30 protein-coding genes and 2 tRNA genes are annotated in these 26,170 nt (G+C 70.4%); 17 read left to right on the forward strand and 15 right to left on the reverse strand.

What is annotated here, in order from left to right:
* Positions 1 to 61: 61 nt before the first annotated feature.
* The 5 genes from rplC to I5071_RS10855 all read right to left on the reverse strand — a co-directional run bounded on the left by rplC (position 62) and on the right by I5071_RS10855 (position 4,588).
* The gene (gene rplC, locus I5071_RS10835) at positions 62 to 739 is read right to left on the reverse strand and encodes a 50S ribosomal protein L3 (protein WP_236605353.1); all 678 of its coding nucleotides are present in this window, start codon (positions 737 to 739) and stop codon (positions 62 to 64) included.
* A gap of 74 nt (positions 740 to 813) precedes the next feature.
* Positions 814 to 1,596, reverse strand: a complete 783-nt coding sequence (gene truA / locus I5071_RS10840) for a tRNA pseudouridine(38-40) synthase TruA (protein ID WP_236605354.1) — start codon at positions 1,594 to 1,596, stop codon at positions 814 to 816.
* A 4-nt stretch (positions 1,597 to 1,600) separates the two neighbouring features.
* Positions 1,601 to 2,335 carry an MXAN_2562 family outer membrane beta-barrel protein gene (locus I5071_RS10845; RefSeq protein WP_236605355.1) on the reverse strand — a complete coding sequence of 245 codons (735 nt, stop codon included), beginning with the start codon at positions 2,333 to 2,335 and terminating at the stop codon, positions 1,601 to 1,603.
* Positions 2,335 to 3,372, reverse strand: coding sequence for a hypothetical protein (locus I5071_RS10850; RefSeq protein ID WP_236605356.1), 1,038 nt, complete (start codon positions 3,370 to 3,372; stop codon positions 2,335 to 2,337). The genes I5071_RS10845 and I5071_RS10850 overlap by 1 nt, the downstream gene beginning before the upstream one ends.
* Before the next feature lie 205 nt (positions 3,373 to 3,577).
* The gene (locus tag I5071_RS10855; protein WP_236605357.1) at positions 3,578 to 4,588 is read right to left on the reverse strand and encodes an aspartate-semialdehyde dehydrogenase; all 1,011 of its coding nucleotides are present in this window, start codon (positions 4,586 to 4,588) and stop codon (positions 3,578 to 3,580) included.
* A 128-nt stretch (positions 4,589 to 4,716) separates the two neighbouring features.
* Between I5071_RS10855 and I5071_RS10860 the strand changes: the two genes are divergently transcribed.
* The 3 genes from I5071_RS10860 to I5071_RS10870 all read left to right on the forward strand — a co-directional run bounded on the left by I5071_RS10860 (position 4,717) and on the right by I5071_RS10870 (position 7,293).
* A complete protein-coding gene (locus I5071_RS10860) occupies positions 4,717 to 6,285 on the forward strand; it encodes a TolC family protein (RefSeq protein ID WP_236605358.1) in 1,569 nt (522 codons plus the stop codon).
* The gene (locus I5071_RS10865) at positions 6,282 to 6,674 is read left to right on the forward strand and encodes a (deoxy)nucleoside triphosphate pyrophosphohydrolase (protein ID WP_236605359.1); all 393 of its coding nucleotides are present in this window, start codon (positions 6,282 to 6,284) and stop codon (positions 6,672 to 6,674) included. Before I5071_RS10860 ends, I5071_RS10865 begins: the two co-directional genes overlap by 4 nt.
* Before the next feature lie 106 nt (positions 6,675 to 6,780).
* Positions 6,781 to 7,293 (forward strand): DUF4126 domain-containing protein, encoded by a 513-nt coding sequence (locus I5071_RS10870; RefSeq protein ID WP_236605360.1) that lies wholly within the window; start codon positions 6,781 to 6,783, stop codon positions 7,291 to 7,293.
* Here the strand turns inward: I5071_RS10870 and I5071_RS10875 are convergent.
* The 3 genes from I5071_RS10875 to I5071_RS10885 are packed head-to-tail and all read right to left on the reverse strand — an operon-like array spanning position 7,266 to position 9,741.
* The gene (locus I5071_RS10875) at positions 7,266 to 7,769 is read right to left on the reverse strand and encodes a DUF934 domain-containing protein (protein WP_236605361.1); all 504 of its coding nucleotides are present in this window, start codon (positions 7,767 to 7,769) and stop codon (positions 7,266 to 7,268) included. The two genes, I5071_RS10870 and I5071_RS10875, sit on opposite strands and share 28 nt — an antisense overlap.
* Positions 7,753 to 9,417, reverse strand: coding sequence for a nitrite/sulfite reductase (locus I5071_RS10880; protein WP_236605362.1), 1,665 nt, complete (start codon positions 9,415 to 9,417; stop codon positions 7,753 to 7,755). The genes I5071_RS10875 and I5071_RS10880 overlap by 17 nt, the downstream gene beginning before the upstream one ends.
* A gap of 9 nt (positions 9,418 to 9,426) precedes the next feature.
* On the reverse strand, positions 9,427 to 9,741 hold the full coding sequence (locus tag I5071_RS10885) for a DUF2849 domain-containing protein (protein ID WP_236605363.1): 315 nt from the start codon (positions 9,739 to 9,741) through the stop codon (positions 9,427 to 9,429).
* A gap of 226 nt (positions 9,742 to 9,967) precedes the next feature.
* On the opposite strand from I5071_RS10885, the gene I5071_RS10890 reads away from it, so the two are divergent.
* From I5071_RS10890 to apaG, 4 genes are all read left to right on the forward strand, one after another.
* Positions 9,968 to 10,038, forward strand: a tRNA-Gln gene (locus I5071_RS10890).
* 84 nt (positions 10,039 to 10,122) lie between these two features.
* A tRNA-Glu gene (locus I5071_RS10895) sits at positions 10,123 to 10,194 on the forward strand.
* A gap of 103 nt (positions 10,195 to 10,297) precedes the next feature.
* Complete coding sequence (locus I5071_RS10900) at positions 10,298 to 10,927, forward strand: DNA-3-methyladenine glycosylase (protein ID WP_236605364.1); 630 nt, start codon at positions 10,298 to 10,300, stop codon at positions 10,925 to 10,927.
* An 11-nt stretch (positions 10,928 to 10,938) separates the two neighbouring features.
* Positions 10,939 to 11,358, forward strand: a complete 420-nt coding sequence (gene apaG / locus I5071_RS10905; protein WP_236605365.1) for a Co2+/Mg2+ efflux protein ApaG — start codon at positions 10,939 to 10,941, stop codon at positions 11,356 to 11,358.
* Here apaG and I5071_RS10910 read toward each other — a convergent pair whose 3' ends face one another.
* Positions 11,359 to 11,925 (reverse strand): hypothetical protein, encoded by a 567-nt coding sequence (locus I5071_RS10910; RefSeq protein WP_236605366.1) that lies wholly within the window; start codon positions 11,923 to 11,925, stop codon positions 11,359 to 11,361.
* Between the two features lie 36 nt (positions 11,926 to 11,961).
* On the opposite strand from I5071_RS10910, the gene I5071_RS10915 reads away from it, so the two are divergent.
* Both I5071_RS10915 and I5071_RS10920 read left to right on the forward strand, forming a co-directional pair.
* Positions 11,962 to 12,834, forward strand: coding sequence for a macro domain-containing protein (locus tag I5071_RS10915; RefSeq protein ID WP_236605367.1), 873 nt, complete (start codon positions 11,962 to 11,964; stop codon positions 12,832 to 12,834).
* The gene (locus I5071_RS10920) at positions 12,834 to 13,436 is read left to right on the forward strand and encodes an L-threonylcarbamoyladenylate synthase (protein WP_236605368.1); all 603 of its coding nucleotides are present in this window, start codon (positions 12,834 to 12,836) and stop codon (positions 13,434 to 13,436) included. Before I5071_RS10915 ends, I5071_RS10920 begins: the two co-directional genes overlap by 1 nt.
* Here the strand turns inward: I5071_RS10920 and coaBC are convergent, their stop codons facing one another.
* The 4 genes from coaBC to glyA form a co-directional block, all read right to left on the reverse strand.
* Positions 13,437 to 14,630, reverse strand: a complete 1,194-nt coding sequence (gene coaBC, locus I5071_RS10925; RefSeq protein ID WP_236605369.1) for a bifunctional phosphopantothenoylcysteine decarboxylase/phosphopantothenate--cysteine ligase CoaBC — start codon at positions 14,628 to 14,630, stop codon at positions 13,437 to 13,439.
* 20 nt (positions 14,631 to 14,650) lie between these two features.
* Positions 14,651 to 16,129 carry a VanW family protein gene (locus I5071_RS10930; RefSeq protein WP_236605370.1) on the reverse strand — a complete coding sequence of 493 codons (1,479 nt, stop codon included), beginning with the start codon at positions 16,127 to 16,129 and terminating at the stop codon, positions 14,651 to 14,653.
* 80 nt (positions 16,130 to 16,209) lie between these two features.
* Positions 16,210 to 17,121, reverse strand: coding sequence for a hypothetical protein (locus I5071_RS10935; protein ID WP_236605371.1), 912 nt, complete (start codon positions 17,119 to 17,121; stop codon positions 16,210 to 16,212).
* A 102-nt stretch (positions 17,122 to 17,223) separates the two neighbouring features.
* Entirely contained in the window at positions 17,224 to 18,477 is a 1,254-nt protein-coding gene (glyA, locus tag I5071_RS10940) for a serine hydroxymethyltransferase (protein ID WP_236605372.1), read from the reverse strand.
* Between the two features lie 93 nt (positions 18,478 to 18,570).
* On the opposite strand from glyA, the gene I5071_RS10945 reads away from it, so the two are divergent.
* The 7 genes from I5071_RS10945 to I5071_RS10975 all read left to right on the forward strand — a co-directional run bounded on the left by I5071_RS10945 (position 18,571) and on the right by I5071_RS10975 (position 23,941).
* Positions 18,571 to 19,305: an ABC transporter ATP-binding protein gene (locus tag I5071_RS10945; RefSeq protein WP_236605373.1), complete on the forward strand. Its 735-nt coding sequence runs from the start codon at positions 18,571 to 18,573 to the stop codon at positions 19,303 to 19,305.
* A gap of 38 nt (positions 19,306 to 19,343) precedes the next feature.
* Positions 19,344 to 19,952, forward strand: a complete 609-nt coding sequence (locus I5071_RS10950) for a hypothetical protein (protein ID WP_236605374.1) — start codon at positions 19,344 to 19,346, stop codon at positions 19,950 to 19,952.
* Positions 19,949 to 20,500, forward strand: a complete 552-nt coding sequence (locus I5071_RS10955; RefSeq protein ID WP_236605375.1) for a hypothetical protein — start codon at positions 19,949 to 19,951, stop codon at positions 20,498 to 20,500. The genes I5071_RS10950 and I5071_RS10955 overlap by 4 nt, the downstream gene beginning before the upstream one ends.
* 20 nt (positions 20,501 to 20,520) lie before the next feature.
* The gene (locus I5071_RS10960) at positions 20,521 to 21,330 is read left to right on the forward strand and encodes an MlaE family ABC transporter permease (RefSeq protein ID WP_236605376.1); all 810 of its coding nucleotides are present in this window, start codon (positions 20,521 to 20,523) and stop codon (positions 21,328 to 21,330) included.
* A gap of 73 nt (positions 21,331 to 21,403) precedes the next feature.
* Positions 21,404 to 22,183 (forward strand): MlaE family ABC transporter permease, encoded by a 780-nt coding sequence (locus tag I5071_RS10965; protein ID WP_236605377.1) that lies wholly within the window; start codon positions 21,404 to 21,406, stop codon positions 22,181 to 22,183.
* A gap of 1 nt (position 22,184) precedes the next feature.
* Positions 22,185 to 22,931: an ABC transporter ATP-binding protein gene (locus I5071_RS10970; protein ID WP_236605378.1), complete on the forward strand. Its 747-nt coding sequence runs from the start codon at positions 22,185 to 22,187 to the stop codon at positions 22,929 to 22,931.
* Positions 22,928 to 23,941, forward strand: a complete 1,014-nt coding sequence (locus tag I5071_RS10975) for an MlaD family protein (protein ID WP_236605379.1) — start codon at positions 22,928 to 22,930, stop codon at positions 23,939 to 23,941. The genes I5071_RS10970 and I5071_RS10975 overlap by 4 nt, the downstream gene beginning before the upstream one ends.
* Before the next feature lie 10 nt (positions 23,942 to 23,951).
* Here I5071_RS10975 and I5071_RS10980 read toward each other — a convergent pair whose 3' ends face one another.
* Both I5071_RS10980 and I5071_RS10985 read right to left on the reverse strand, forming a co-directional pair.
* Complete coding sequence (locus I5071_RS10980) at positions 23,952 to 24,410, reverse strand: hypothetical protein (protein WP_236605380.1); 459 nt, start codon at positions 24,408 to 24,410, stop codon at positions 23,952 to 23,954.
* Positions 24,411 to 24,526: 116 nt separating this feature from the next.
* On the reverse strand, positions 24,527 to 24,955 hold the full coding sequence (locus I5071_RS10985) for a hypothetical protein (RefSeq protein ID WP_236605381.1): 429 nt from the start codon (positions 24,953 to 24,955) through the stop codon (positions 24,527 to 24,529).
* A gap of 338 nt (positions 24,956 to 25,293) precedes the next feature.
* Between I5071_RS10985 and I5071_RS10990 the strand changes: the two genes are divergently transcribed.
* Positions 25,294 to 26,100 carry a hypothetical protein gene (locus I5071_RS10990; protein WP_236605382.1) on the forward strand — a complete coding sequence of 269 codons (807 nt, stop codon included), beginning with the start codon at positions 25,294 to 25,296 and terminating at the stop codon, positions 26,098 to 26,100.
* The last annotated feature ends 70 nt before the right edge of the window (positions 26,101 to 26,170 follow it).

Genomic DNA, 26,170 nt, shown 5'->3' on the forward strand with positions numbered 1-26,170 from the left:
AACACGAAGGGCGCGGGACCATCATGGTCACCGCGCCCTCGTCGATCATCTCACCGGATGATCAGGCCGCGCTCTTGCGGCCGCCGTTCTTCTTCTTCACCGCGCCGCGGACGGTCACGATGCCGCCCTTGGGGCCGGGCACCGCGCCTTCGATGAGCAGCACGCCCTGCTCGTCCATCACGCGCGCGATCTTCAGGTTCTGGATCGTGACGCGCTCGTTGCCGTACTGGCCGGGCATCTTGAGGTTCGGGAGCGTGCGGCCGGGCGTCATGTTCGTGCCGATCGCGCCGCCGTGACGCTGGTACTCGTGGGTTCCGTGCGTCGCCGTCGCCGAGCCGCGGAAGTTCCAGCGCTTCATGACGCCGGTGAAGCCGCGACCGCGGGTCTGGCCGCACACGTCGACGAACTGGCCGGCCTCGAAGATCTCCGAGGGCTTCAGGACCGCGCCGATCTCGTGCTTCGCGACCAGCTCCGCCGGGAGGCGGAACTCGCGGAGGACCTTCGCGACCTTCTGGTTGATCTTCGCGAACTGGCCGGCGGTCGGCTTGTTCACGTGCTTCTCGCGCTTCTCGCCGAAGCCGAGCACGAGCGCGCTGTAGCCGTCCTTCTCGACGGTGCGCTTTCCGATGACGGTGCAGGGCCCGACCTCGACGACCGTCACGCGCGTGACGTTGCCGTCGCTCTCGAAGATCTGCGTATTACCGAGCTTCTTGCCGATCAGGCCGGGATGCGTGTTCATGGCGCCTCGAAGAACAGACGAAAACCGTCGCTAGAGCGACAGGGGGCGAGAGGATAGCCGGGGGTCTCGATCCGTCAAGCTCGAGCGCGACCGAGACGCATCGACACCAGCGTGAGACCGTGAGCTGGCGCGGTCTGACCGGTGTCGTCGCGGCGCGCATCGGCGCCGATCAGCGTGCCCGCATCGCGCTCCGCGAGCCGTCCACGGCCCGCTTCGACCAGCGTTCCCACGAGGATCCGCACCATGTTCTTCATGAACGCGTTCCCGCGGACCTCGATCGCGACGAGCCGTGGCTCGTCGCCCCAGCCGTCGTGGATCGCGATCTCGTGGATCGTGCGGACGGTGTTCTCGCGATCGTCGTCGGCCGATCGGAACGCGCGGAAGTCGTGCGTGCCCTCGAGCCGCTTCGCGATCGCGCGCATCGCGCCGACGTCGAGCGACGTGCCCCCGTGTCGCGGCCCGAGGAACCATGCGCGCCCGCGCAGCAGCGGATCGCGCACGTCGCCGCGCAGGATCAGGTACCGGTAGGTCTTGTCGACGGTGTCGAAGCGCGGCGTGTACCCGGCCTCGCACGCCTCGGCCGCGACGATCGCCGCGTCGTCGGGGAGCGCCGCATTGAGCCCGCGCAGCCATCCCCGCGGCTCGATCGTGCGCGCCGCGTCGAAGGCCGCGACCTGACCCATCGCGTGCACACCGGCGTCGGTGCGCGACGCGCCCCGCAGCTCCACGGGCGCGCCGTTCATCGATGCGATCGCCGCCTCGAGCGTGCCCTGCACGGTGCGCGTGCCCGGCTGGCGCGCCCAGCCGGCGAAGCCTGCGCCGTCGTAGGCGATCGTCAGCCGGACGCCGTGGAGCACGCGATCAGAACGTGAAGCCGAGGCCGACGGCCCACGCGAAGCTGGTGCCCAGCTCGAGCTGGGTCATGTGCTCGCCCATCGTGGAGCCGAACGCCTCGAAGAAGATCTCGGTGTGGTTGATGCCCCACTCGTCGTCGAGCCGGCGCGCCGCGCGCGGCTCGAGGAAGTCGAGCTCGAGCGCGATCTGCGCGGCCCAGCGGATGCCGAAGCTGAAGCCGGTGCCGGTCGTGCTCCCCTCGCCCGATTCCCAGTAGCCGAAGTCGGGGCCGACCTTGCCGGTGAGGATGATCGGCACGTCGACGTAGCGCGCGAGACCGTCGATTCGCCAGACCAGCAGCGCGTTGAAGTTGATCAGCGAGAGCCCGGTGCGCCCGCTCTGCTCGCCGGTGCCGACGACGCGGCCCGGGCCGTCCCACTCCGCCCACGCGGCCGAGACGCCCACCGCGAGCGGTCCGAGGTACGGCACGCGCCAGACGTGGACGTCGAGCTCGGCGCCGATCATCGGACCGAGATCGCCCCCGAACACCTCGTCGAACTGCCCGCCGAAGCTCGGCTGGTAGCCGCCGATGCGCAGCTCGAGCGTGAACCCTTCGGGGGTGGGGACCCAGAGCGGATCGACCGCGAACGTCGAGCCCACGATCGAGCCGTCCTCGAGCGCTGCGTCCTGCTGCGCCGAGACCGACGATGGGTGGAGCGCGAGCGCCACGAGCGCCGCGCCACATGCGAAGTACGAACGCATCACGATCTCCGGTTCCGACGAGCGAGCACCAGTAGGGCAGCACCGAGCAACACGATCATCGTCGCGCGGGCGCGGCCGCCGAGGCCTGCGCCGGGGACCGAGCACTCGTACTCGGCGAGGCACTCCTCCATGTCGTCGAAGCCCTTCGAGCGGCAGTAGCTGCTCAGCGCGCCTTCGATCTCGACACGACGCACGCAGGTGACGACCAGCGTGCTCTCGTTGCGCGCCTGATCGACCGCGGTGATGCCGACCGCCGCGAAGGTGTTGTACTCGATGTCCGACGCGTCGACGGTCGCGGTCTCGCCGCGCTGGAGGTCGCCGCCCGTGCTCGGCGGCTCGGCGCCGTCCTGCAGGGAGCCCGCGGGATCGATCTCGCCCTCGGCGGTGCAGCCCGCCGGATCGACGTACACGTTCGCGCCGACGAGCGTTCCTTCGGGGAGGTCGTAGGTGATCTCGATCGTCTGGTCGCCCTCGAAGGGACCGCCATCGATCGTCGGGGCCCCGGGCGGGTCCACGTCGAGCGCGATGCGGAACGTCGCGGTCTCCGCGGCGGTGAAGTCCTTCGACGTGTTCTGCGCGGTCGTGCTCGCGAAGAAGAAGAACGTGCGGTCCGCGCTCGTGTCGCACGCGTCGGCGCCGAAGAGCTGCGACACCAGCGCGTCGATCTCGGTGGTCGGCACCATCGCGCTGAACGTCGTCACGTACTCGCACGACGTGTTCGTCGTGTCGGCGCGGACCGAGGCCGTCGGGCAGTCCGCGTCGGCGCTGCTGCCGAACCACACGTCGATCTGCGTCGTGCCGGTCGGGACGTTCGTGATCTCGAGCGGGATCGCGATGTTGTCCGTGCACTCCTCGAGCGAGAGCGGCTGACCCGTCGCCTCGGGCGTCTCGTAGAGGAGGGTCATCAGCTCGCGACCCCCGAACTGTTCGGTGAACCGGACGCTCATGTTCTGCGCGTGCGCCGGCGACGCGAGAGCCGATGTGGCGCCGAGCGCGACGATGAGCGCGGAGAGCCAGAGGCGGTGTGTGGTTCTCATTCGAATCGGAGATCCTCTGCGGAGCCGCTGAGCACGTTCCGTTCCTGCGCCTCGAACTGCGCAAACGTGCGCGTTTGCCGGCCGCTCGCCGACTCCGCGGCTGTCATTCTGGCACGCGCGCCGGGACGGCGTCCGAGCGCGCGCGCCAACTCGTCAACGCGACGAGCAGGGCCCCGATCCGGCTTCCGCCGGTCGGGGAGGCGTCTCACCGCAGCAGCAGGCCTTCGGCGATCTGCACGGCGTTCGTCGCTGCGCCCTTCCGCAGGTTGTCGCCGACGATCCACATCAGGACGCCGCCCGGGTTGCCCAGGTCGTCGCGCACCCGACCGACGAGGACGTCGTCGATGCCCGATGCGTCGAGCGGCGTCGGGTACACGCCCTGCTCGAAGTCGTCGACGACGCGCACGCCGGGCGCGCCCGTCATCAGCGCCCGCGCTTCCTTCGCGGAGATGGGACGCTCGCACTCGATCGCGACCGACTCGGAGTGACCGTTGATCACGGGCACGCGCACCGTCGTCGGCGAGACGCGGATCTGCGGGTCGCCGAAGATCTTGCGCGTCTCGTGGATCATCTTGAGCTCTTCCTCCTGGTAGCCGGTCGCGCCGTCGCGCTTCCACTCCATGAGGAGGCTGCCCGCGAGCTGCTTCGTGATCGGTCCCGCGGGCATCGGCTCGCCGGCCGCGAACGCGCGCGACTGCGCGCGGAAGTGCTCGACCGCGCTGTGCCCCGCGCCGCTGATCGCCTGGTACGTCGAGACCACGATGCGCTGGATGCGGTTCGCGCGGTGGATCGGCGCGAGCGCGACGAGCATCTGGATCGTCGAGCAGTTCGGGTTCGCGATGATGCCGCGCTTCGGGTTGCGCGCCGCGTCGAGGTTCACCTCGGGCACGCAGAGCGGGACCTCGGGATCCATCCGCCACGCCGACGAGTTGTCGACGACGAGCGCGCCCTTGCTCGCGGCGATCGGGCCCCACTCCTTGCTCGGCCCCGAGCCCGCGGAGAAGAGCGCGAGGTCGACCCCCGTGAAGGCCTCGGCCGAGACCGGCTCGACCTTCACCTGCGTGCCGCGGAACGGCACCGTCGTGCCCGCACTGCGCGGCGAGGCGAGGGGGAGGAGGCGCGCGACCGGGAAGGAGCGCTCCTCGAGGATGCGGATCATCTCGCGACCGACGGCGCCCGTCGCACCGAGGACGGCCACCGTGAGCTGCCTGGACATATGGGGCCGCGGCATACCACGCGCGAACGCACGCGTCATGGCGCGCACGTTCGTCGTTGCGCGCGCGGATGGTTGTGCCCACAACCGGGGCGCGCGGAAAGCCCGCGCGGGGGAGCCAGGAGTTCCGCATGACGAGCCCGAGCCGCGCCGCGACCATCCGAGCGGCGCTCTCTTCGCTGGTGCTCACGTCGTCGGTGCTCGCGCCAGCGTCGTTCGCGAGCGCGCAGGACGCGACGACGACCAGCGACGCGCCGAGCGAGACGGCACCACTCGCCGAGGCCGAGATCATCGACGTCGAGGCGTTCTTGCGAGGCGAGGGACGCGGCATCACCGCCGAGGACGCGGCACGTCTGGCCGTGGAGACCGGCCCTTCGATCGAGTCGGTCCGCGCGCAGCTGGCCGCGGCGCGCGCCGGTGCGGACCGCGCGATGATCGCGTTCTTCCCGCGGCTCTCGGTCGAGGGCCGCTACACGCGCCTCTCGCCGATCTCGCAGCCCAACCTCTTCGGTGGCGAGAACACCGACGAGCTGCTCGACGCGGCCGAGCAGCTCGCGATGGGCGTCGACGATCCCGAGGCGCGCCTGCTCTGGCAGGGCCAGATCATGGCGCAGCGCGAGCAGGCCAACTTCACGTTCCCGGTGCTGCTCGACAACTGGAGCTTCGGCGGCTCGCTGACCGTGCCGGTGACCGACATCTTCCTTCAGATCTGGCCCTCGTACGAGGCCGCGCAGGGGGCGGTCCGCGCGCAGCAGCACCAGGTGCACGCGCAGTCGTCGGAGGTCGCGCAGAACGCGCGCGAGACGTTCTACGCGTTCGCGCGGGCGCGCGGCGGGCTCGCGGTCGCGCGCGCGGCGGTCGCGGCGGCGGAGCTGCAGGCGCAGCTCATCGAGGCGATGGTGCGCGCGGGCACGTCGGCGCAGGTCGACTTCGTGCGCGTGCAGGCGCAGGTCGCGACGGCGCGCGTCGCAGCGCTGCGCGCCGAGGCCGCGGTGCTGACGTCGGCGACCGCGCTCCGCACGGTGATGCACGTCGATCCCGACGAGGATCTCGCGATCGCGGAGGACCTCCTCGCGCCGCTGCCGCCGGTGACCGACGAGCGCGAGGCGCTCGTCTCCGCGGCGTTCGATCAGCGCGCAGAGGTGCGTGCGCTGCGCGAGCTCGCGGGCGCGCGTGGTCGCCAGGTCGACGCGGCGGAGGGCAGCCGCTGGCCGCACCTCGTGCTCGCCGGGAACCTGACGGCCGCGAACCCCAACCAGCGCATCTTCCCGCTGACCCAGGAGTTCCAGACGACGTGGGACGTCAGCGTCGTCGTCAGTTGGAGCCCCAACGACTTCTTCGTCGGCGAGGCCGCAGCGTCGGAGGCGCGGGCCGCGCGCTCGCAGGTCGAGGCCGATCTGCGCACGCTCGAGGACGGCATCCGCATCCAGGTCACGCAGGCGTACGAGAGCCTCCGCGCGGCGCGCGCCGCGATCGAGGCCGCGCGCGCCGGCGTCGAGGCCGCCGACGAGACGCTGCGCGTTCGCCAGGAGCAGTACCGCGCGGGCGCGACGGTCGTCACCGAGCTCGTGCTCGCGGTCAACGAGCGCGCGCGTGCGCAGCTCGATCTCGTCAGCGCCGCGCTCGACGCGCGCGTCGCGTACTCGCAGCTCCTGCGCGCCACGGGCGCCGACGAGAACTACCAGGCGCCCGGCGAATGACCACGGTCATCGTCGCGGCCGCGGTGGTGAAGCGGGAAGGGCGCGTGCTCCTCACGCGCCGCATGCAGGGCACCCATCTCGCCGGATTCTGGGAGTTTCCCGGCGGCAAGGTCGAAGAGGGCGAGGACCCGGAGGTCGCGGTCGTGCGCGAGTGCCGCGAGGAGTGCGCGATCGATCTCGAGGTCGTCGACGTCGTCGAGGTCGCGTTCCATCGCTACGAGCGCAAGGACGTGCTCCTGCTCTTCTACGAGTGCCGGCTCGCGAGCGATCGAGAGGTGCAGCACCTCGGGGTCGCCGAGCACACGTGGGTGCTTCCCTCGGAGCTCGGCGACTACCCGCTCCCGCCGCCCGACGAGCGGCTCGTCCGCAAGCTGCAAGCGGGTCGCTGATCCCGCACGATCCCGGGATGGACGGGATCTCGATCGGCGACGCGCTCACGTGGACGAGCACGCTCGCGCTCGCCGTCGCCCTCGCGGCGTGTGCGGGCCTGCGGGCGTGGCTCCGCTCTTCGTCGCGGGGCTGCTCGCGCGGCTCGGTGTCGCGGAGGTGGGCCACGCGTTCGAGTGGCTCGCGTCGACGCCCGCGCTCGTGCTCTTCGGCGTCGCGACGGTCGTCGAGATGGTCGCGGACAAGGTGCCCGCGCTGGATCACGCGCTCGACACGATCTCGACGTTCATCCGCCCGGTCGCGGGCGCGATCGTGGCCGCCGCGGTGTTGGTGCGGATCGAAGATCCGCTGATCGCGGTGGTCGTCGGCATGCTCGTCGGCGCGCCGGTCGCGCTCGCACCGCACGCCGCGAAGGCGAGCGCGCGTGTCGTCTCGAGCGGCACGACCGCGGGCGTCGCGAACCCGGTGATCAGCACGATCGAGGACGTGCTCGCGATCGTGATCGCGGTGCTCGCCTTCGTCGTGCCGATCCTGCTCGTGGTCGCGATGCTCGCGTTCGCGATCCTGTTCGTGCGCTGGCTGCGTCGTCGAGGTCAGCGCGCCGGCCAGGCGCGCGCGTGACGGCGCCAGATCGGCGTCTTCTCGTCGGCGGCGGTCTGGTACTTCACCGAGAAGTCGTCGAGGCCCGCGATCGCGTCCTCGGCCTTCTTGCTCGGATCGACCTCGAACGTGTCGAACCCGCAGCGCGAGAGATAGAAGATCTGATCGCGCAGCACGTTGCCCACTGCGCGTAGCTCGCCGCGGTACGCGTAGCGATCGCGCAGATGGCGCGCGATGGAGTAGCCGCGACCATCCGCGAACTTCGGGAACTCGATCGCGATCACCGCGAACGAGCCCACGTCGGGCGCGATCTCCTCCGCCTTGCGATCGCTCGGGATGCGCACCCCGAGGCGGCCACGACGCGCGCTCAGCGCGGCGCGCTCCTTGGTCCATCGCGACCACGGCACGATCACGTCGGCGCCGTCCGGGATCTCGCCCTCGTCGCCGACGTGCACGAACGAGTCGTCGACCACGCGTCGATCACGCACCAGCCGCATAGAGGGCCTCCTTGAACGGATTGGGGCCGAGGCGGCGGAACGCCTCGAGGAACGTCTCTTCGTCGTGCTCGCGCACCTGCGCGAAGCGATCGACCAGCCGTGCGATCGCGGGCGCGACCTCTTCGGAGGAGAGCGCTCGACCGAGCACCTTGCCGATCGCCGCGTCCTCGCGCGCCGAGCCGCCGACGGTCACCTGGTAGAACTCCTCGCCCTGCTTGTCGATCCCGAGGATCCCGATGTTCCCGACGTGGTGGTGACCGCAGGCGTTGATGCAGCCCGAGATGTTGATCGTGAGCGGCCCGAGGTCGTGCACACGATCCGCGTCGTCGAGCGTCGCCTGGATCTCCTTCGCGATCGGGATCGAGCGCGCGTTCGCGAGGTCGCAGTAGTCGAGCCCGGGGCACGCGATGATGTCGGTCACGCGATCGAGGTTCGGCGTCGCGAACCCGAGCGCCTTCAGCGCCGCGTGCACCTCGCGCAGATCACGGATGCGCACGTCGGGGAGCACGAGGTTCTGCCGGTGCGTCACCACGACCTGCCCGAACCCGTAGCGATCGGCGAGATCGGCGATCGCGTCCATCTGATCCGAGCTGACGTCGCCGGGCGGCACCTCGTCCGACTTCGTCGAGAGCTGCACGATCGCGTAGCCGGGCACGCGATGCGGCACGACGTTCGCCGAGAGCCAGCGCGCGTACTCGCGATCCTTGCCGAGCTTCGCGCCCTCGAGGCTCTCGTCGGGGAGCGTCTCGTACGCGGGCGGCGTGAAGTACGCCTTCATGCGCGCGATCTCTTCGTCGTCGAGGACGATCGCGGTGCCGTCCTCCTTCATGCGCGCGAACTCTTCCTCGACGCGGCGGGTGAACTCGGCGACGCCAGTCTCCTTCACGAGGATCTTGATGCGCGCCTTGAACTTGTTGTCGCGCCGACCGTCCGCGTTGTAGACGCGCAGCACGGCCTCGGTGTACGCGAGCAGCTCGCGCTTCGGCAGGAACGCGCGGATGCGCTCGCCGAGGATCGGGGTGCGACCGAGCCCGCCGCCCGCGAAGTACTCGAAGCCGATCTCGCCCTGCTCGTTCTTCACGAGTCGCAGGCCGATGTCGTGGATCGCGATCGCCGCGCGATCGCTCTCCGCGCCGCTGATCGCGATCTTGAACTTGCGCGGCAGGAACGCGAACTCGGGGTGGAACGTCGACCACTGACGCAGGATCTCGCAGTACGGACGCGGATCCTCGAGCTCGTCCTTCGCCACGCCCGCGAAGGGATCGCTCGTGATGTTCCGGATGCAGTTCCCGCTCGTCTGGATCGCGTGCATCTGCACGCTCGCGAGCTCGTCAAGGATCTCGGGCACGTCGACGAGGCGCGGCCAGTTGAGCTGCAGGTTCTGGCGTGTCGTGAAGTGACCGTAGCCGCGATCGAAACGACGCGCGATGTCGCCGAGCTTGCGCAGCTGCTTCGTGCTGAGCAGCCCGTAGGGGATCGCGATCCGCATCATGTACGCGTGCAGCTGCAGATAGAGGCCGTTCTGCAGGCGCAGCGGGCGGAACTCCTCTTCGGTGAGCTCGCCGCTCAGGCGCCGCCGCACCTGATCGCGGAACTGGCGCGCGCGCTCTTCGACGATTCGCTGATCGTGCTCGTCGTACTGGTACATCGCGACTCCTTAGGCCTCGACGCCGACGCGAAGACGCCGCCTCACGCTCACTTCGCCCGCCGCGCGCAGCCGCTCGCGCGCGCTGAGCACGCGGTCGCCGCTCGCCGTCAGGCCGACGTCGAACGCGTAGATGCCCGTGACGACGAGGTTGTGCTCGCGCTGCGCCGACGCGACGAGCTGGTCGCGCCGCGCTGCGTCGTCGAGCTGCTCGGCGGCGTCGAAGTCGCTGCCCCACGTCTGGTCGCCGCGCAGGTACACGACCCGCCCGTCGGCGAGCCGGTTCCCGGTGATCACGAAGAGCGTGCGCTCGATTTTCTCAGCCACGGGTCCGCGCCCTCCGATCCCCTCGCGTCGGCCGTTCCGACATTTCCGACCGGGGAATGCGGGAATAGAATTACCGTGGATCACGGCCCTGCGCAAGCGAGCGGGACGGCTGCGCAAAGGCCGAAAAACTTCTTGACCGTGCTCAGGGGCGGCGCTAGAAAGCCGACCTCGCTTCGGCGAACCCGGACGGTGCGCTGCCCACTCCGGTGGTTCCGCCGCCTGACACTCGGGGATCGTCTAATGGCAGGACAACGGATTCTGGCTCCGTTTATCTAGGTTCGACTCCTAGTCCCCGAATCAAACGTAGTAGTTTCCTACACTTCCGGGTTGCTCGTCGTACGAACGGAAGCTAGGTAATCGGTCCGCAGGTTCGAAGAAGCTGGCCCCATCGTCTAGTGGTTAGGACATCGGCCTCTCACGCCGGTAACCGGGGTTCAAGTCCCCGTGGGGTCGTCAGCAACGAAGAAGGGCGCCGTCACTCGGAAGAGGACGGCGCCCGATTCGTTTCCGTCTGTTCGTTTCGCCGCCCGTCCCTGATTCCTCTTCGGTCGCGTTCATGACCGCTCGGCTGACGCAGGAGTTCTTCGCGCGCGAGGTCGAGATCGTCGCGCGCGACCTGCTCGGGCGTCATCTGGTGCGCGATCGCGGCACGGCCGACGAGGTCGTGCTGCGCATCACCGAGACCGAGGCCTACGGTGGGCCCGAGGACAGCGCGAGCCACTGCCGCGCGGGGCGCACCGCGCGCAACGCGCCGATGTGGGGGCCGCCCGGCCACGCGTACGTCTACGTCTGCTACGGGCTGCACCAGATGCTCAACCTCGTGACCGGCGAGGAAGGGCGCGGGCAGGCGGTGCTGATCCGATCGTGCGAGCTCGTGTCGGGGAGCGAGATCGTGCGGGCGCGTCGTCGGATGGATCGCGAGGGGCCGGCGCTGCTCGCGGGGCCGGGGAAGGTCGGTGCCGCGCTGGCGCTCGATCGCAGCTTCTCGGGCGCGTCGCTCTTCGACGAAGGCGCGCTCGAGGCGCACCAGGGGTTGGCGATCGTCGATCGCGACGTGCTCGTCGGCGCGCGCGTCGGCGTGGACTACGCGACGGCGCGCGATCGCGCGGCCAAGAAGCGCTTCGCGATCGCGGGCTCGCGCTGGGTCACGCACGCCAATTCGTTGCGGCGCGCACGTTCGCGCTAGGATCGCTCGCCTTGCTTCTCGAAGGAGCCTTCGTGCAGCCGACGACGACCTCGACCGCGATCACCGACGGCATCCGCATCACCGTGACGAGCCGCTACCTGGCGGAGCAGTCGACGCCGCTCGCGCACCGCTACGTGTGGGCCTACACGGTGCGGATCACGAACGAGGGCGGCAGCGCGGCGAAGCTCGAGAGCCGCCACTGGATCATCACCGACGCGCGCGGGAAGGTCGAAGAGGTGAAGGGCCCGGGCGTCGTCGGCGAGCAGCCCCACCTCGCGCCCGGACAGTCGTTCCAGTACACGAGCGGCTGCATGCTCGCGACGTCGCGCGGCGCGATGCGCGGCACCTATCAGATGGTGCGCGACGACGGCGGCGCGTTCGACGCGGAGATCGCGACGTTCGCGCTCGAGCTGCCGCTCACCTTGAACTGATCAGGCCGCGTCCCACGCGGCCTTCACGGCCTTGAAGTCCTCGATCGCCTTCTCGCCGAGATCGAGCGCGCCGGCCTCGACGAGCTTCTCGTGCACGGCCTTCGGGGACTTGTCCCAGCCGGGCGGCACGTCGAGCTTGAGGTTCAGCGGCACGCCCTTGAGCAGCCCCTGCTCCTCGAGCGCCCACAGGATCTCCGCCGCGAGGAACTGACCTGCGATGCGGCGCGTGGCGCCATCGAGGTGCGGCGTGAGCGGGAAGACGTCGTAGACCGCGACCGTGTCCTGCGAACGCCCGGTGCTCTCGCGCAGCGCCGAGAACGCCTTCGGAGGAATCGGCAGCTCGACGATGTCGAGCCCCGCGATCGATCGAGCCGCAGTGGCCTTCGCGGCGCGCTCGAGCGCATCGCCGTGGCTCAGCGTGATCGCAGCAGGACGCGCGGTCTGATCGAGAATCGCAGTGACGACGATGAAGGCCTGATCGCTAGGCATGGTGAATCGGGCGCTGACTGTGCCCCAAACACGTGTGCTCGTCACGTCTCGACATCGATGTGTCGACGTCGCCGTCACGTGTGCTAACTCCGGCCCGCTCCCATGGACATCCTGATGATCCAGGCGTCCGCCTACGAGCTCCCGACCTCGCGCCGCGTCGGCGTCGTCGCACACGACGGTGCGACGGACACGCGGCTCTGGCCCGGGCCCGGTGCGGATCGCGAGCTGCTCTCGCAGTACGGCAACGACCTGCAGTCGAACCTCGAGCGCGAGCTCGACAAGGTGCCGGACGAAGAGCTCCCGATCGGCGGTCTGATGCGCCTTCATCCGGGCCGTCTGCACTGCGACTTCCTCGTGTGGATCGCGACGCGTCCGCCCGAGGACGCGGGCCGTCAGGCGCAGGCGCCCGATCGCGCGACGATCGAGACCGCGGTGCGCTCGGTGCTCGACTTCGTCGCCGAGCGCCACGTGATCCGCGTCGCGTTCCCCGCGCTGGGCGCGGGACCGGGCGCGCTCGAGGACGCCGAGCGCCTCGCGATCGTCGCGCGCGCGTGCAGCCAGTGGTACGAGCAGCGCTTCGCGAGCGGGAAGTCGACCGGCATCGAGGAAGTGCTGATCTGCGATCCGCGCCTCTCGGTCGTCACCTCGGCGCGCCGCATGGTGTCGCAGCTCGTGAAGGCGCCGCCGCCGGAGCCGCGTCCCGCGGCGACCGCGGCCCCCAAGGTCGAGCGTCGTGCGAGCGGTGGTGGTGGCGGCAGCAAGCCGCGCGCGGCCGCTGCGCCCAAGAAGCCGCGCCTCGACGAGAACGAGCTCGCGCGCGCGCGTGCGACCGCGAAGCCGTGGGATCGCAGCGTTCGCTATCAGCCGGGTGACTGGTTCGTGCACGCGAAGTTCGGCTTCGGTCGCGTCCACGAGCTCACGCCCGAGGGGTTCATCGTCGTGCTCTTCGAGGACGGCGAGACCCGCAAGCTCGTCCACGCGCGCTGATGCCGCGCCTCGAGATCAACCGGCAGCACCCCGAGCCGCGCAAGATCGAGCGCGCGGTCGCGATCCTGCGCGACGACGGGGTGCTCGCGTACCCGACCGACACGGTCTACGGGCTCGGTTGCAGCATCACGAGCAAGAAGGCGGTCGAGCGCATCTACCGCATGAAGCGGATGAAGCCCGATCAGCCGCTCGCGTTCATCTGCCCGGACCTCGGGGATCTCGCGAAGTACGCGATCGTCGACGACCGCACGTATCGCCTGATGCGGCGGCTCACGCCGGGCCCCTACTGCTTCATCCTCGAGGCGACGCGCGAGGTGCCGCGCATCCTGCAGATGAAGCGCAAGACGGTGGGCATCCGCGTGCCGCACGACGAGGTCGCGCTCGCGCTGGTGCGCGCGCTCGGCAACCCGATCGTGAGCACGACTGCGGCGATCGAAGGTCAGCCGCTGATCGATCCCGCGGAGATCGACGACACGTTCCCGGGGATCGATCTGATCCTCGACGGCGGCTTCGGTGGGATCACGCCGTCGACGGTGCTCGATCTGACGGGGCGCGACATCGTCGTGGTGCGCGAGGGCGCGGGTCCCGTCGACGCGCTCTGATCAGGGCTTCAGCAGCGCGTGCACGCGATCGAGGATGCGATCGGCGAGCGCGTGTTTGGTGACGCGGCCGGTGTTCTCTTCGTCGTCGCGGGTGACCAGCGTCGCCTCGTTGTCGTCGCCCTCGAACGCGACGCTCGCGTGGTTCGCGACGACGAGATCGACCTTCTTGGTCTCGAGCTTCGTGCGCGCGGCTGCGACGAGGTTCTCGGTCTCCACCGCGAATCCGACGAGCACCGGGCGTGCGCCGCGTCGTGACGCGCCCAGCCCCGCGAGGATGTCGGGGTTCCGCACCAGCTCGATCACGCGCGTCTCTTCGCCCTCGATCTTCTTCAGCTTGTGCGCCGCGGCCTCGCGCGGGCGGAAGTCGGCGACCGCGGCCGCCATGATCACGGCGTCGCAATCGGAGAGGCGCGACGTGATCGCCTCCTGCATCTCGATCGCGGTGCGCACCGACACTCGCTCGACGCCCTCGGGCGCAGCGAGCGCGACCGGGCCGCTCACGAGGATCACGCGCGCGCCGCGCTGTCGGGCGCGCTCCGCGATCGCGTAGCCCATGCGCCCGCTGGAGCGGTTGCCGAGGAAGCGCACGGGATCGACGGGCTCGAGGGTGGGGCCCGCCGAGATGAGCACGGTGCGGCCCGAGAGATCGCGGGTCTCGCGGAAGAGCACCTCGAGCGCGTCGGCGATCGCGTCGGGCTCGGCCATGCGGCCCATGCCTTCTTCGCCGCTCGCGAGCGGGCCCGAGACGGGGCCCGCGAAGAGCACTCCGTCGTCGCGCAGCTGCGCGACGTTGCGGCGCGTCGCGGGGTGCGACCACATGCGGTGGTGCATCGCGGGCGCGACGAGCACGCGCTTGTCGCTGCACAGCAGCGTCGCGGAGAGCGCGTCGTCGGCGAGGCCCGACGCCATGCGCGCGAGCAGGTTCGCGGTGGCGGGCGCGATGACGATCGCCTCGGCCCACGCGGCGAGCTCGACGTGGATCTCGCCCGCGTAGCGCGCATCCCAGAGATCGATCACGGGCGGCGTGCCGGTGATGCCGGTGAACGTGACCGGACCGACGAAGCGCGTCGCGGACTCGGTCATCACCACACGCAGCTGCGCGCCTCGACGCAGCAGCTCGCGCGCGAGGACGACCGCCTTGTACGCGGCGATGCCGCCGCCGACGCCGAGCACGATGCGACGACCGGAGATCACGGCGCTGGTGGTACCACGAATCAACGCGGGGCGATGTACGCCTGGGTCCAGCCCGCCTGCGTGCTCACGCCGCCGCGACGCGTGATCTCCGTGCCCTCGACGCCCGAGCCCTGGGTCGCCACGAGGTACTCGTCGGTCGTGTACTCCGGGTGATCGTCGCCGATCGGCGCGACGTAGCCCGCGGGCGCTGCGGGACCGGTGCCGACGCGCCAGATCTGATCGGTCGGCGGGTACACGTCCTCGATGCGCTGCCGGCGCGCCTGGTTGCGCTCGACGTCGCGGATCACGCGATCACGCACGACGGTGAAGCCGGGCACGCCGCGCTGATCGAGCACGCGCACCCCCGCGGGCAACGTCGCGTCGTCTTCGGTGCGCTCGCGGAACGGAGCCATCGACTCGATGCGCCGCGCGAACGAGACGAGGCGACCCGACGACGCGCCACGGATCTCGGCGCGCACCACGCCGCCTTCGACGCTCATCGCGAGCGCGATCGGGAACGGGAGATCGTTGGTGAAGCGCAGGTTCAATCGCGCGTACACGACGACCGCGTCCAGGCCCATCCAGACGTACGTGCTCGGCCGGCTGTGCGGCGAGCGCTCGACGATGGGCAGGCCCGCGAAGAACGCGGCCGCGTGGAGCGTGCCCGCGATCTGGCAGGTGCCGCCGCCGATTCCGTCGACGAGCTCGCCCGCCGCGATCTGCGGGGCAGGGCGGAACCCGTTCGCCTCGTTGCGCTCGCCGACGACCTCGTTGAAGTCGAGGGTCTCGCCGGGCATCAGCACGAGCCCGTCGAGGCGCGACGCCGCGACCCGCAGATTGTGAGTGCGCGCGGCGGCGTCCGGCGAGGTGCTGTAGCGCGTCTCGAACGATCCGAGGGTCGCATCGAGCCGTACGTTCGCGAGATCGCGCGCGGTGCGGCGCGGCGGCTCCCGGAGGATGCGCGCGCTCGCCTCGGGTGCGCCGGTGCGCATCGCGTCGGTGAGCGCGTCGAGGGTGCCGTGCACGTCGAGCGTCAGCCCCTCGCGCTCGGGCACGATCGCGCCGGTGCGCGGCTCGATGCGCGCGTCGCGTGGGCGCACGTCGAGGTGATCCTTGCGCTCGAGCAGCGTCGCGAGCGTGCTCGGGGAATCGACACGGACGTCGATCGGGAGCTCGAGGGGCGCATCGGTCGAGAGTTGCGCGTGCAACCGTCGCATGAGCGACGCGGGATCGCGCGCCTGCTCGATGCGCGCGGTGAGCGCGCCGACGTCGATGCGACCGCCGAACGAAGCGCGCGTGCCCTCGATCCGCTCGTCTCCGACCCGCAGCACGATCGGCTGCTCGCCCCAGGCGCGCGCGATCTCCGACGCGATCGTCGCGGCGTCGGCATCGCGCGTGATCTCCTCGCCCGTGACGCGAACGGTCGCGTCGGGCACGGCCGCACGCACGGGCTCGTGATGGGCGAGCGCCAGCCCGGCGAGCGCGCTCGCGACGAGCAGGCAGACGAGCCCGCCGATCATGCGTGCTCGTCCTCGTGCGTGGCCGCTCGTGCTCTCGCGCGGGCGCATGCGGGGAGAGAGCGCCGAACGCGCGCCCCGCGTCAACTTCCCGGCAGCGGGCAGGTCCCGATGATCAGATCGCGCACCCGCGCGCTCTCGACGCAGGTGGTGCCACCCGCGCACGTCTCGCCCACCGTGCAGAACGCGACGCAGGCGCGCCCACCGAGCGCCGCGACGTGCGTGCAGAGCGCTCCCGCGACGCACTGTTGATCGCGCTCGCAGGCCTCGCCGATCACCGTCGTGCCCACCGGGCGGCACCACGTCGAGATCTCGGGGTCACCGCCGAACGCGAGGCTGCAGCTTCCTTCCGCGCAGCCCTCGTCGGTGCGCGGATCGCACTCCTCGGTGCAGAGGCGCACGCCCTCGGGCAGCGCGCTCACACCTGCGTGCGACTCGCGCCCGCAGTACGCGTCCTCGAGCTCGCAGTCGCTGCTCGCGTCGCAGTACTCGAGGCAGCGACCGCCGTGACAGCCGAGCCCTTCCGCGCACTCCGCGCTCGACGTGCACGCGCCCTCGAGGCTCACGGTGCCCGTGCTCGCGTAGCACTCGATCTCGCCCGCGATCACCCCGCAGCGCGAGCCCTCGTCGCAGCCGCAGCGCGCGACGGGATCACACGGTGACGCGCACGTGCCCGCATCGCTCGTCGCGCTCCCGCGCACGCAGACCTCACCCGCGCACTGCATCCCCGGCGCGCACGAGAGCGAGCACGGCTGACGGCAGCGATCGCCGTCGCACACGAGCCCGTCCTCGCAGGGGCAGTGATCCTCGGCGACGCTGCACGCGAGCACGCCCGACGCGTCGCGGAGGCACTCCTCGCCGCTCGCGCAATCGACCGCCGACGCGCACTCCTCGCGGCAGCGTCCGAGCACGCATCCGAGCGGCGCCGGACAATCGCTCGCGAGCTCGCAGCGCTGCCCGAGCTGCAGCTCCTGATCACAACCCAGCGCGCTCATCAGCGCGCACGACGCGACGAGCGTGATCCCCCACGCTCGTCGCGTCCTCCTCCCCATCCGCATCGCGCCCCCCAGACGCTGCGGAGTATCGCCCGAAATCGATCAGCGACGCTCGAGGCCGGGCGCCGGGAACGTCTCGCACATCGCGAGGAGCTCACCGCGCACGCGCCCGATCACCTTCTCGTCGGTCGGCGCCTCGACCACGTCGGCGATCCAGTGGCCGATGCGCTTCATCTCGTCGGGGCCCATGCCGCGGCTCGTCACCGCGGGCGTGCCGAGGCGGATGCCGCTCGGATCGAACGGCTTGCGCTTGTCGAAGGGCACCGAGTTGTAGTTGCAGACGATCCCCGCCTTCTCGAGCGCGATCGCCGCCGGCTTGCCCGCGACGTTCTTGCTCGTGAGATCCGCGAGGATCAGGTGGGTGTCGGTGCCGCCGGTCACGAGATCGATGCCGCGCGACAAGAGCGCCTCCGCCATCGCCTTCGCGTTCGTGACGACGTTGCGCGCGTAGGTCTCGAAGCTCGGCTGCAGCGCCTCGTGCGCCGCGACCGCGAGCGCCGCGATGCCGCTGTTGTGCGGGCCGCCCTGGAGGCCCGGGAACACCGCCTTGTCGATCTCCTTCGCGTACTTCGCGTCGCAGAGAATCATGCCGCCGCGCGGACCGCGCAGCGTCTTGTGCGTGGTGCTGGTGACGATCGGCGCGAGGCCCACCGGGCTCGGGTGCGCCTTGCCGGCGATCAGACCGGAGACGTGCGCGATGTCGGCGACCAGGATCGCGCCCACCTCGTTCGCGATCTCCGCGAACTTCGCGTAGTCGACGTGGCGCGGGTACGCCGTCGTGCCGCACCACATGAGCTTCGGCTTGTGCTCGCGCGCGATCCGCGCGACCTGGTCCATGTCGAGCCGGTGATCGCTCTCGCGCACGCCGTACTGGTGCGCCTCGAAGTAATCGCCGGTGATCGAGACCTTCCAGCCGTGCGTGAGGTGACCGCCCGCGGGCAGCCCGAGGCCGACCGTCTTGTCGCCGGGGCGCAGGAACGCGTAGTGGACCGCGAGGTTCGCGGGCGAGCCCGAGTAGGGCTGCACGTTCACGTGCTCGACGCCGAAGAGCTTCTTGATGCGCTCGATGGCGAGGGTCTCGACCTTGTCGATGTACTCCTGGCCCTGGTAGTAGCGCTTGCCCGGGTAGCCCTCGCTGTACTTGTTGTTCAGCGCGCTGCCGGCCGCCTCCTGCACCGCGCGCGACGCGTAGTTCTCGCTCGCGATCAGGCGGATGCTGTCGAGCTGACGGCGCTCCTCCTTCGCGATGAGCGATGCGATCTCGGGATCGACCTGGGCGAGCGTGGGCTCCGACATGGCTCTCGTCTCCTCGGGCGCGGGAAGTAGGCCGCGGTTCTAGCACCGAGCGCCGAGGGGTCGACAGGGCCCGCGCTCGGGCATACTCCGCGCGTGATCCGAGCCGTGGACGTCCACGTCGCGTTCCGCCAGCCGGTCCTGCGCGGCGTCTCGCTCGAGGTCCCCGAGGGCTGCATCTACGCGCTGATCGGGCCGGGCGCGGCGGGCAAGAGCGTGCTGCTCAAGACGCTCGCCGGGCTGATCCGACCCTCGCAGGGACGCGTCGAGCTGCTCGGTCGCGCGCTCGGCGAGCTCGACGAGGCGGGGCTCATGGAGGTGCGCCGCGACGTCGGGATGCTCTTCCAGAACTACGCGCTCTTCGACTTCATGACGGTCGGCGAGAACATCGCGTTCCCGCTGCGTCGATTGTTCTCCCTGGGAGAACGAGAGATCCAGGAGCGAGTCGCCGAGCGGCTCGCGCGCATGTCGCTCCCCGGCTTCGAGTCGCGTCTTCCGGCAGGGCTCAGCGGCGGTCAGAAGAAGCGCGTCGGCGTGGCGCGCGCGACGGTGTCGCGGCCGCGCGTGCTGCTCTACGACGAGCCGACGGCGGGGCTCGATCCCGTCACGAGCCAGAAGATCTACGACCTCATCCGCGAGGAACAGCGCACGCACGGCACGACGAACGTCGTGATCTCGAGCGACGTGCGCGGCCTGCTCACGATCGCGGATCGCGTCGGGATGCTGCACGGAGGCAAGCTGATCTTCGAGGGCACGCGCGACGAGGCGCTCGCGTCGGACGTGCCGGAAGTGCGGCAATTCGTGCACGGTCTGCCCGACGGCCCGCTCTGACGAGTGTTCCTCGCGCTGCCGCATCGCAGACTGAGCGAATGGACGCGTGGATCGCGACGCGCGAGCTGCCGGACGCGGCATGGATCGCGCTCGCGCTCTGCTTCGTCGAGCTGCTCGCGCTGATGCTCCCGCAGCGCTGGCTCGCGCGCCTCGCGTTCCTTCCGCTCACGGCCGAGCGCGTGGTGCGCGTGCCCCCGGAGGTGCGCGTCGTCGACGTGCGCGCCGGATATCGCGGCGCGGCGGTGCGCGTGGTGCGAGGGCTGCCGGCGCGCATCGCGATCGCCGACACGGTGCTCGCGACGTCGACGACGCGTCGCGGTCGATCGTTCTGCTGGGGAGAACGACGGAGAGCGTGGCCGGTGCGCGTCGATCTGCGCTGGGAGGACGACGGAGTGCACCTGCGCGCGCGGATGCTGCCGCTGCCGTTCGTGACCCCGATCGTGCTCGCGGTGTCGGTGGTCGACGTGACGCTGCGGGCGCCGTCGGCGCTGCCGACGATCGGGCTCCTGGCGATCGCGCTGATGATCGTGGGCTGGCTCGCGCAGCGCGGCGAGGTTCGACCGACCGCGCTCGAGCGCGCCTACGACGCCGTCGAGCGCGCGCTGACGCGGCCCGCGGTGCATGGCGTGTCATCCTCCGCGCGATGAGCCCACTGCTGTACGCCGCAATCGCGCCGGTCTTGCTGGAGACTCTGATCTTCTTCGCGCGTCCGCAGTGGCTCGCGCGGCTCGCGTTCCTGCGCTTGGGGCCGGAGCGGCGGATCACGCTCGCGCATGCTCCCAAGCACGACGCGCCCGAGGGGTATCGCTTCGGGCGCGAGATCGAGCCCGCGCTTCCTGCGTTCCCCGAGCGCGTCGATCTCGACGACGCCGTGCTGATGTCGAGCGGCGACGGACGCTCGTTCGCGCTTCGCACCGCGTACGGCTTCTACCGGGGCGACCAGTGGATCGTGCGGATCGATCTGGAGCGGGCAGGGCGCGAGATCGTGCTCCGCGCGAGCCAGGGCTTCGTGCCGATCACGATGCCGATATTCTTCTTCGCGGTGATCCACGAGCGCCCGCTGATCACGATCGGCGGCATCGGGGTCGTCGTCGCGCTGATGGTCGCCGCGCAGCTCTTCTTCCGACGCGCGGCGCGGGAGGCCGCAATCGAGCGCGCCTTCGATGCGATCGAGGAGACGCTCCGACTCGGCTGAGCGCGTTATGCTCGCGCCGCGTGAGCGCGGGTGAGGACGAGCAGCGGGAGGAGCCCTTCTACCTGGGCGTGCCCACGCGCATCGGCGCGTCGCTCTTGCACCTCTCGGGCGAGCTCGGCGGGATGATCGTGCTCGCGGCGCGCCTCCTGCGTCGCCTCGTGCCGCCGCGCGTCGATCGCGACGAGCTCGTGAAGAACCTGCACAAGACCGGGGTGCGCTCGGTCGGCATCGTGTCGGTCACCGCGATCTTCGTCGGCGCGATCATGGTCATCCAGGCCGCGCCCCTCGTGATGCGCTTCAACGCGAAGGAGATCGTCGGCTGGGGCGCGGGCTTCGCGACGCTGCGCGAGGTCGGTCCGCTGCTGATCGCGCTCATGTTCAGTGGGCGCGTCGGCGCGAACAACACCGCCGAGCTCGGGACCATGGTGGTGACCGATCAGATCGACGCGCTGCGCGCGCTCGCGATCGATCCGCTCGCGTACCTGATCCTGCCCCGCGTGATCTCGATGGTGGTCATGCTCTTCCTGCTCACGATCGTCGGCGACGCGGTCGCGATCGTCGGCGCGATCGGCGCGGCGAAGGTGCTGCTCGACGTCGATCCGCGCTCGTTCATCAGCTCGCTCACGGTGCTGCTCGACGAGTGGGATCTCGCGACCGGTCTCATCAAGAGCGTCGCGTTCGGCGTGATGATCGCGCTCACGTCGTGCCACTTCGGCCTCTCGGTGAAGGGCGGCGCGCCGGGCGTCGGTCGCGCGGTGAACGCCGCGGTCGTCGCTGCGGCGAGCGGCATCTTCGTGCTCGACTACTTCTCGACGTACCTCCTCGGATGAGCAGCGTGTCCAACATCGGCTCGCCGACTCCGGGTCCTCGCGTCCGCACGCTCCCGTGCGAGCACTCCAGCCGATGAGCGCGCTCGAGACGATGGGCGCTCCGGTGCTGCACCTCGTGCGCGAGATCCGCGATCTCTTCGCGATGCTCGCGCGCACCGTCGTGCTCTCGATCCGCGGTCGTCGCGACCGGCGCACGATCGTCGAGCAGGCCTATCAGATGGGCAATCGCTCGGTGTTCTTCGTGAGCGTCACGATGGGCTTCATCGGCACCATCATGGTGTTCCAGGCAGGCCTGCAGGCGCTCAAGATCGTGCCCGAGCTCAGCATGCTGGGCGCGACGTTCGCCGAGCTGCTGGTGCGCGATCTCGCCGCGTCGATCGGCGCGATGATGCTCGCGACGCGCGTGGGCGCCGGCATCGCGGCGGAGATCGGATCGATGGTGGTGACCGAGCAGGTCGACGCGATGCGCATGTGCGCGGCGGACCCCATCGAGTACCTCGTGGTGCCGCGCTTCCTCGCGTCGGTGCTGATGACGTTCTGCCTGCTGATCTGGGCGGCGGTCGTCGCGTTCGGCGCGGGCATGGTCACCGCGAACGTGGTGTTCGAGGTCAACTACGCGACGTTCGCGAACTTCTCGATGGTCGACGCCGGCGACGTGATCGTGGGGCTCACGAAGATGCTCGCGTACGGCGCCGCGATCCCGATCGTCTCGGCGCGCTGCGGGCTCACGACGTTCGGCGGCTCGGAGGGCGTGGGCTGGGCGACGACGAACGCGGTCGTGCAGAGCTCGCTCGCGGTCATCGTGCTCAACTTCGTGATCAGCAGCGTGGGCTTCCTGCTCTTCCCGGGCTGACGTGCCGATCCAGTTCAAGCACCTGCGCAAGGCGTTCGGTCCGAAGGTCGTGCTCGACGACGTGTCGATCGACGTGAACGACGGAGAGTGCTTCTTCGTCATCGGCGGATCGGGCGTCGGCAAGAGCGTGCTCATCAAGCACCTGATCGGCCTCTTGCGCCCGGATTCCGGGGAGATCTGGCTCGACGGACAAGAGGTCTCGCAACTCTCCGAGACCGACTTCTATCCGGTGCGCAAGCGCTGCGCGATGGTCTTCCAGAGCTCGACGCTCTTCGACTCGATGACGTGCGAGGAGAACGTCGCGCTCCCGCTGCGCATGCACCGCGGGCTCTCGATGAAGGACGCGCGCGTCGAGGCGCGACGAAGGCTCGAGCAGGTGCACATGCAGGCGTTCGGGGATCGTTATCCCGCGGAGCTCGGCGACGGCATGCGCAAGCGCGTCGCGATCGCGCGCGCGCTGACGCTCGAGCCGCGCTACGTGCTCTTCGACGAGCCCACGACGTCGCTCGATCCGGTGTCGGCGCGGCGCGTCGATCAGATGATCCGCGAGCTCTGCGATCGGCTCGGGGTGACGTCGATCGTCGTCTCCCACGATCTCACGTCCATCTTCACGATCGCCGACCGAATCGCGATGCTGTACAAGGGTCGCGTTCGCGTGGTGGGGACGCCCGAAGAGCTCCGGCGCACCGAGGATCCCGTGGTGCGTCAGTTCATCGAAGGTCGTTCCGAGGGGCCGTACGAGACATGAAGCTCTCGCTCGAAGCGCGTGTCGGCCTGCTGGTGTTCGTCGCGCTGCTGTTGCTCGGTGGCTTCGTGTTCCTGCTCGGCGGGATCGACTTCCGCGACGGCTTCACGATCTACGCGGACTTCGACAATCCAGGCGCGGTGCAGGCAGGCGCGCCGGTGCGCGTCGGCGGCGTGCGCGTCGGGAGCGTCGAAGAGGTGCGCTACATGGGCGGCCGGCTCGACCCCGAGACCGGTCGGCGTCCGCTTGTGCGCCTGCGCCTCGAGATCGATCGCGACGTGCGCGAGACGATCCACGACGACGCGCTGCTCTACGTGACCTCGCAGGGCGTGCTGGGCGAGCAGTTCATCGCGATCGATCCCGGCACCGCGGAGCGCCCGGCGATCGCGGAGGGCGCGATCCTCGACGGAGTCGATCCGCCGCGCCTCGATCTCGCGCTCGCGCTCGGATACGAGCTGCTCGAGGCGGTCGTCGACGGACTGCGCACGAATCGCGAGGAGCTCGGCTCGCTGCTCGACGACGTCGTCGCGCTCATCCGCGCGGTGCGCGAGCTGCTCGATCAGAACCGCGATCGCGTCGCGCACATCCTCGAGAACGTCGACACGGTCGCGAGCGAGGGCGTGGAGCTGCTGCGCGGCGCTCGCCGCGAGTACGTGGAGGGCCCGCGCCCGCAGCGCATGCTCGCGCGGCTCGATCGGCTGACCGCGACGCTCGATCGCGAGACCGGTCCGCTGGTGACCGACGTGCGCGAGGTCGCGACCAGCGCGCGCGAGACGCTCGCTGCGATCGGCCCCGAGGAGCGCGAGGATCTGCGCGAGACGATCCACGCCGCGGCGCGTGTCGCCGCCACTGCGGAGCGCACCGCCGCCGACGCCGAGCGCATCGTCGCGCACGTGCGTGGCGGCGAGGGCACGGTCGGCGCGCTGCTGATGGACGAGGAGATCTACGACGATCTCCAGGAGCTCATCCGCGACCTCAAGCACAACCCGTGGAAGTTCTTCTGGCGCGAGTAGCGCGGGCCCTTCACCCGCAGCGCGCGAAGCACTCACGGAGCATGGCACCGAGATCGGCATCGGGCGGGGCCGTCGCGACGATGGCCGCGTCGTCTCCGCGCCCGACGAATCCGATTCCGCGACGCTGAGTCGGACTGATGCGCACGACATCGTCTTCAATGGCGATGTTCGCGAGGCGCGTGCCGCCGCTCATCACGAACGCCTTCCACGATTTGACGCCCGAGGCTCTTAGGAACGGGAACATCTGCCCGTCGACGTCGTCGACATCGCGCGGATGCGGTTGCTCGACATCGACGCGATACTGAGCCCCCGCCGCGCGAATTGCGGTGCCGAGCTCCGCATCGCTGACCGAGACGGCGAGACAAGCCGGCGGCGCACCCGAGTAGATGCGCCACCCGATCGTCGTGCGTGCCTCCGAGAACACATAATCGATTCCGTTGCGTAGGTACGCACCCGCCGTCGTTCGCACGATTTGCCGCCCACCGTCTGTCGCTACCGCGCGATCGCTAGCGTTCGAGTCATCGGGGACGAACGAGAGATTCCGCGCGGCCTGAAGTCATGAAGTCCTCTGGCGCGAGTGAGCGCCTAGGCGCCGCCGGCGTCGATCTCGTCCGGCGGGCCCGCATCGGGCTCGTCGGGCGGGCCGGCGTCGGGCTCGTCGGGCGGGCCCGCGTCGGGCTCGTCGGGCGGCCCCGCATCGGGCTCGTCGGGCGGGCCCGAGTCCATCCCCGGCGGGCCGGCGTCCGTCTCGACCGGCGTGCCCGAGTCGATCGGCTCGCCCGCGTCGATCTCGACCGCCGCGTCGATCCCGCCGGCATCAGCGCTCGGCACCGTGCCCATGCCGAACCCGTCCAGGTCGCTGGTGCAGACGCCCATGTTGCACGCGAGCCCGACCGCACACTGCGTCGAGCGCACGCAGCGCGCGCCCTCCGCGAGGTTCGTCGGCGCGCCGCTGCAGCCGACCACGAAGAGCATCGTCGCGACGAGCCTCCACCACATCCGGGCTGGGCGCATGCGACGAGCCTACGCCGCACGTCCGAACGATCCAAGCGAGGCACCCAAGGTCGGGCCGAAGGGTCGTGTCCATGACGGCGCGACCGGTACTGGCATGCGTGCCGGCGCCCGTGTGCCCCGGCGTGCGCAAACGCCGCGACGAAGCGGAAATCACAAGGAAACCAAGCGGCCGACGGCGTTGACACTCACAATTCCACCCTGCTAGATTCGCGGGCGATATCGTCGAACGCCGCGATCTCGTCGGACGAGAGCGCGCGACGAGATCTCCTCGACCTGACCCAGTGGATGTACGGCCCGCCCGAGAGCGGCCCGAGAAAGCGCGAGAGCGGGAGAACCCGATGGCGGAGCAGAAGGAGTCTTCGGTCCTCTTCAACCTCCGGGAGCTGATGAACCTGGAGGAGCAGCGCATCAGCGACGAGGAAGCGACGAAGCGCAAGGCCGAAGAGGACGCGCGGCTCGCCCGGGAGGCCGAGGAGCGCAAGAAGCGCGAGGAGCTCGCGGCGAAGCAGCGCGCCGAGGAAGAGGCGCGGCTCGCGGCGGAGCGCGCGGCGCGCGAAGAGGAAGAGCGCAAGGTCCGCGCGAAGGAAGAGGGCGAGCTGCGCATCCGCCTCGAGGCGGAGCAGAAGGCGCGCATCGCCGAGCAGGAGCGCCTCCTCGCCCACGAGCAGGAGGTCAAGCGCATCGAGGCGACGCGTCGCAAGGGCGTGCACCCGGGCGTGTTCGCGGCGGTCGGTCTGCTCGTCGTCGGCATCGCCGCCGGCGTGTGGTTCGGCGTGGTCTCGCCGCAGCTCGAGGCGCAGCGGATCGCGCAGGAGGCCGCGCAGCGCGAGGCCGAGCGTCGCGCCGCCGAGGCGCAGCAGCTCCAGGCGCAGGCCGACGAAGCGCGTCGGGCCGCCGAGGAAGCGCAGCGTCGCGTGGCCGAGATGGAGTCGCGCGCGGCGCAGCTCGAGGCGTCGGGCGACACCCAGGCCGCGGAGCAGGTGCGCGCCGAAGCGCGTCGTGTTCGCACGACCTCGCCGCGTCGCGCGGCCGCGTCGAGCGGCTCGTCGTCGGGCAGCCGCAGCGGCAGCAGCACCGGCTCGTCGGGCGGTCGCCGCGGCGGCGGGGACGACGACGATCCGTTGGCCGGCCTCGAAGGCCTCTGAGCCTTCGCAGGATCGGGTGACACGAGGGGCTGCGCGAGAGATCGCGCGGCCCTTCGCGCTTTCGGGGCTC

The sequence above is a fragment of the Sandaracinus amylolyticus genome (assembly GCF_021631985.1).
GTDB classification, from domain to species: Bacteria; Myxococcota_A; Polyangia; order Polyangiales; family Sandaracinaceae; genus Sandaracinus; species Sandaracinus amylolyticus_A.

Bases quoted from the DNA above. Each gene is read 5' to 3' on its own strand.
- rplC (WP_236605353.1), bottom strand. From the start codon at position 739: ATGAACACGCATCCCGGCCTGATCGGCAAGAAGCTCGGTAATACGCAG.
- I5071_RS10845 (WP_236605355.1), bottom strand. From the start codon at position 2,335: ATGCGTTCGTACTTCGCATGTGGCGCGGCGCTCGTGGCGCTCGCGCTC.
- I5071_RS10850 (WP_236605356.1), bottom strand. From the start codon at position 3,372: ATGAGAACCACACACCGCCTCTGGCTCTCCGCGCTCATCGTCGCGCTC.
- I5071_RS10855 (WP_236605357.1), bottom strand. From the start codon at position 4,588: ATGTCCAGGCAGCTCACGGTGGCCGTCCTCGGTGCGACGGGCGCCGTC.
- I5071_RS10860 (WP_236605358.1), top strand. From the start codon at position 4,717: ATGACGAGCCCGAGCCGCGCCGCGACCATCCGAGCGGCGCTCTCTTCG.
- I5071_RS10865 (WP_236605359.1), top strand. From the start codon at position 6,282: ATGACCACGGTCATCGTCGCGGCCGCGGTGGTGAAGCGGGAAGGGCGC.
- I5071_RS10875 (WP_236605361.1), bottom strand. From the start codon at position 7,769: ATGCGGCTGGTGCGTGATCGACGCGTGGTCGACGACTCGTTCGTGCAC.
- I5071_RS10880 (WP_236605362.1), bottom strand. From the start codon at position 9,417: ATGTACCAGTACGACGAGCACGATCAGCGAATCGTCGAAGAGCGCGCG.
- I5071_RS10900 (WP_236605364.1), top strand. From the start codon at position 10,298: ATGACCGCTCGGCTGACGCAGGAGTTCTTCGCGCGCGAGGTCGAGATC.
- I5071_RS10915 (WP_236605367.1), top strand. From the start codon at position 11,962: ATGATCCAGGCGTCCGCCTACGAGCTCCCGACCTCGCGCCGCGTCGGC.
- I5071_RS10920 (WP_236605368.1), top strand. From the start codon at position 12,834: ATGCCGCGCCTCGAGATCAACCGGCAGCACCCCGAGCCGCGCAAGATC.
- I5071_RS10930 (WP_236605370.1), bottom strand. From the start codon at position 16,129: ATGATCGGCGGGCTCGTCTGCCTGCTCGTCGCGAGCGCGCTCGCCGGG.
- I5071_RS10935 (WP_236605371.1), bottom strand. From the start codon at position 17,121: ATGAGCGCGCTGGGTTGTGATCAGGAGCTGCAGCTCGGGCAGCGCTGC.
- glyA (WP_236605372.1), bottom strand. From the start codon at position 18,477: ATGTCGGAGCCCACGCTCGCCCAGGTCGATCCCGAGATCGCATCGCTC.
- I5071_RS10950 (WP_236605374.1), top strand. From the start codon at position 19,344: ATGGACGCGTGGATCGCGACGCGCGAGCTGCCGGACGCGGCATGGATC.
- I5071_RS10955 (WP_236605375.1), top strand. From the start codon at position 19,949: ATGAGCCCACTGCTGTACGCCGCAATCGCGCCGGTCTTGCTGGAGACT.
- I5071_RS10965 (WP_236605377.1), top strand. From the start codon at position 21,404: ATGAGCGCGCTCGAGACGATGGGCGCTCCGGTGCTGCACCTCGTGCGC.
- I5071_RS10975 (WP_236605379.1), top strand. From the start codon at position 22,928: ATGAAGCTCTCGCTCGAAGCGCGTGTCGGCCTGCTGGTGTTCGTCGCG.
- I5071_RS10985 (WP_236605381.1), bottom strand. From the start codon at position 24,955: ATGCGCCCAGCCCGGATGTGGTGGAGGCTCGTCGCGACGATGCTCTTC.
- I5071_RS10990 (WP_236605382.1), top strand. From the start codon at position 25,294: ATGGCGGAGCAGAAGGAGTCTTCGGTCCTCTTCAACCTCCGGGAGCTG.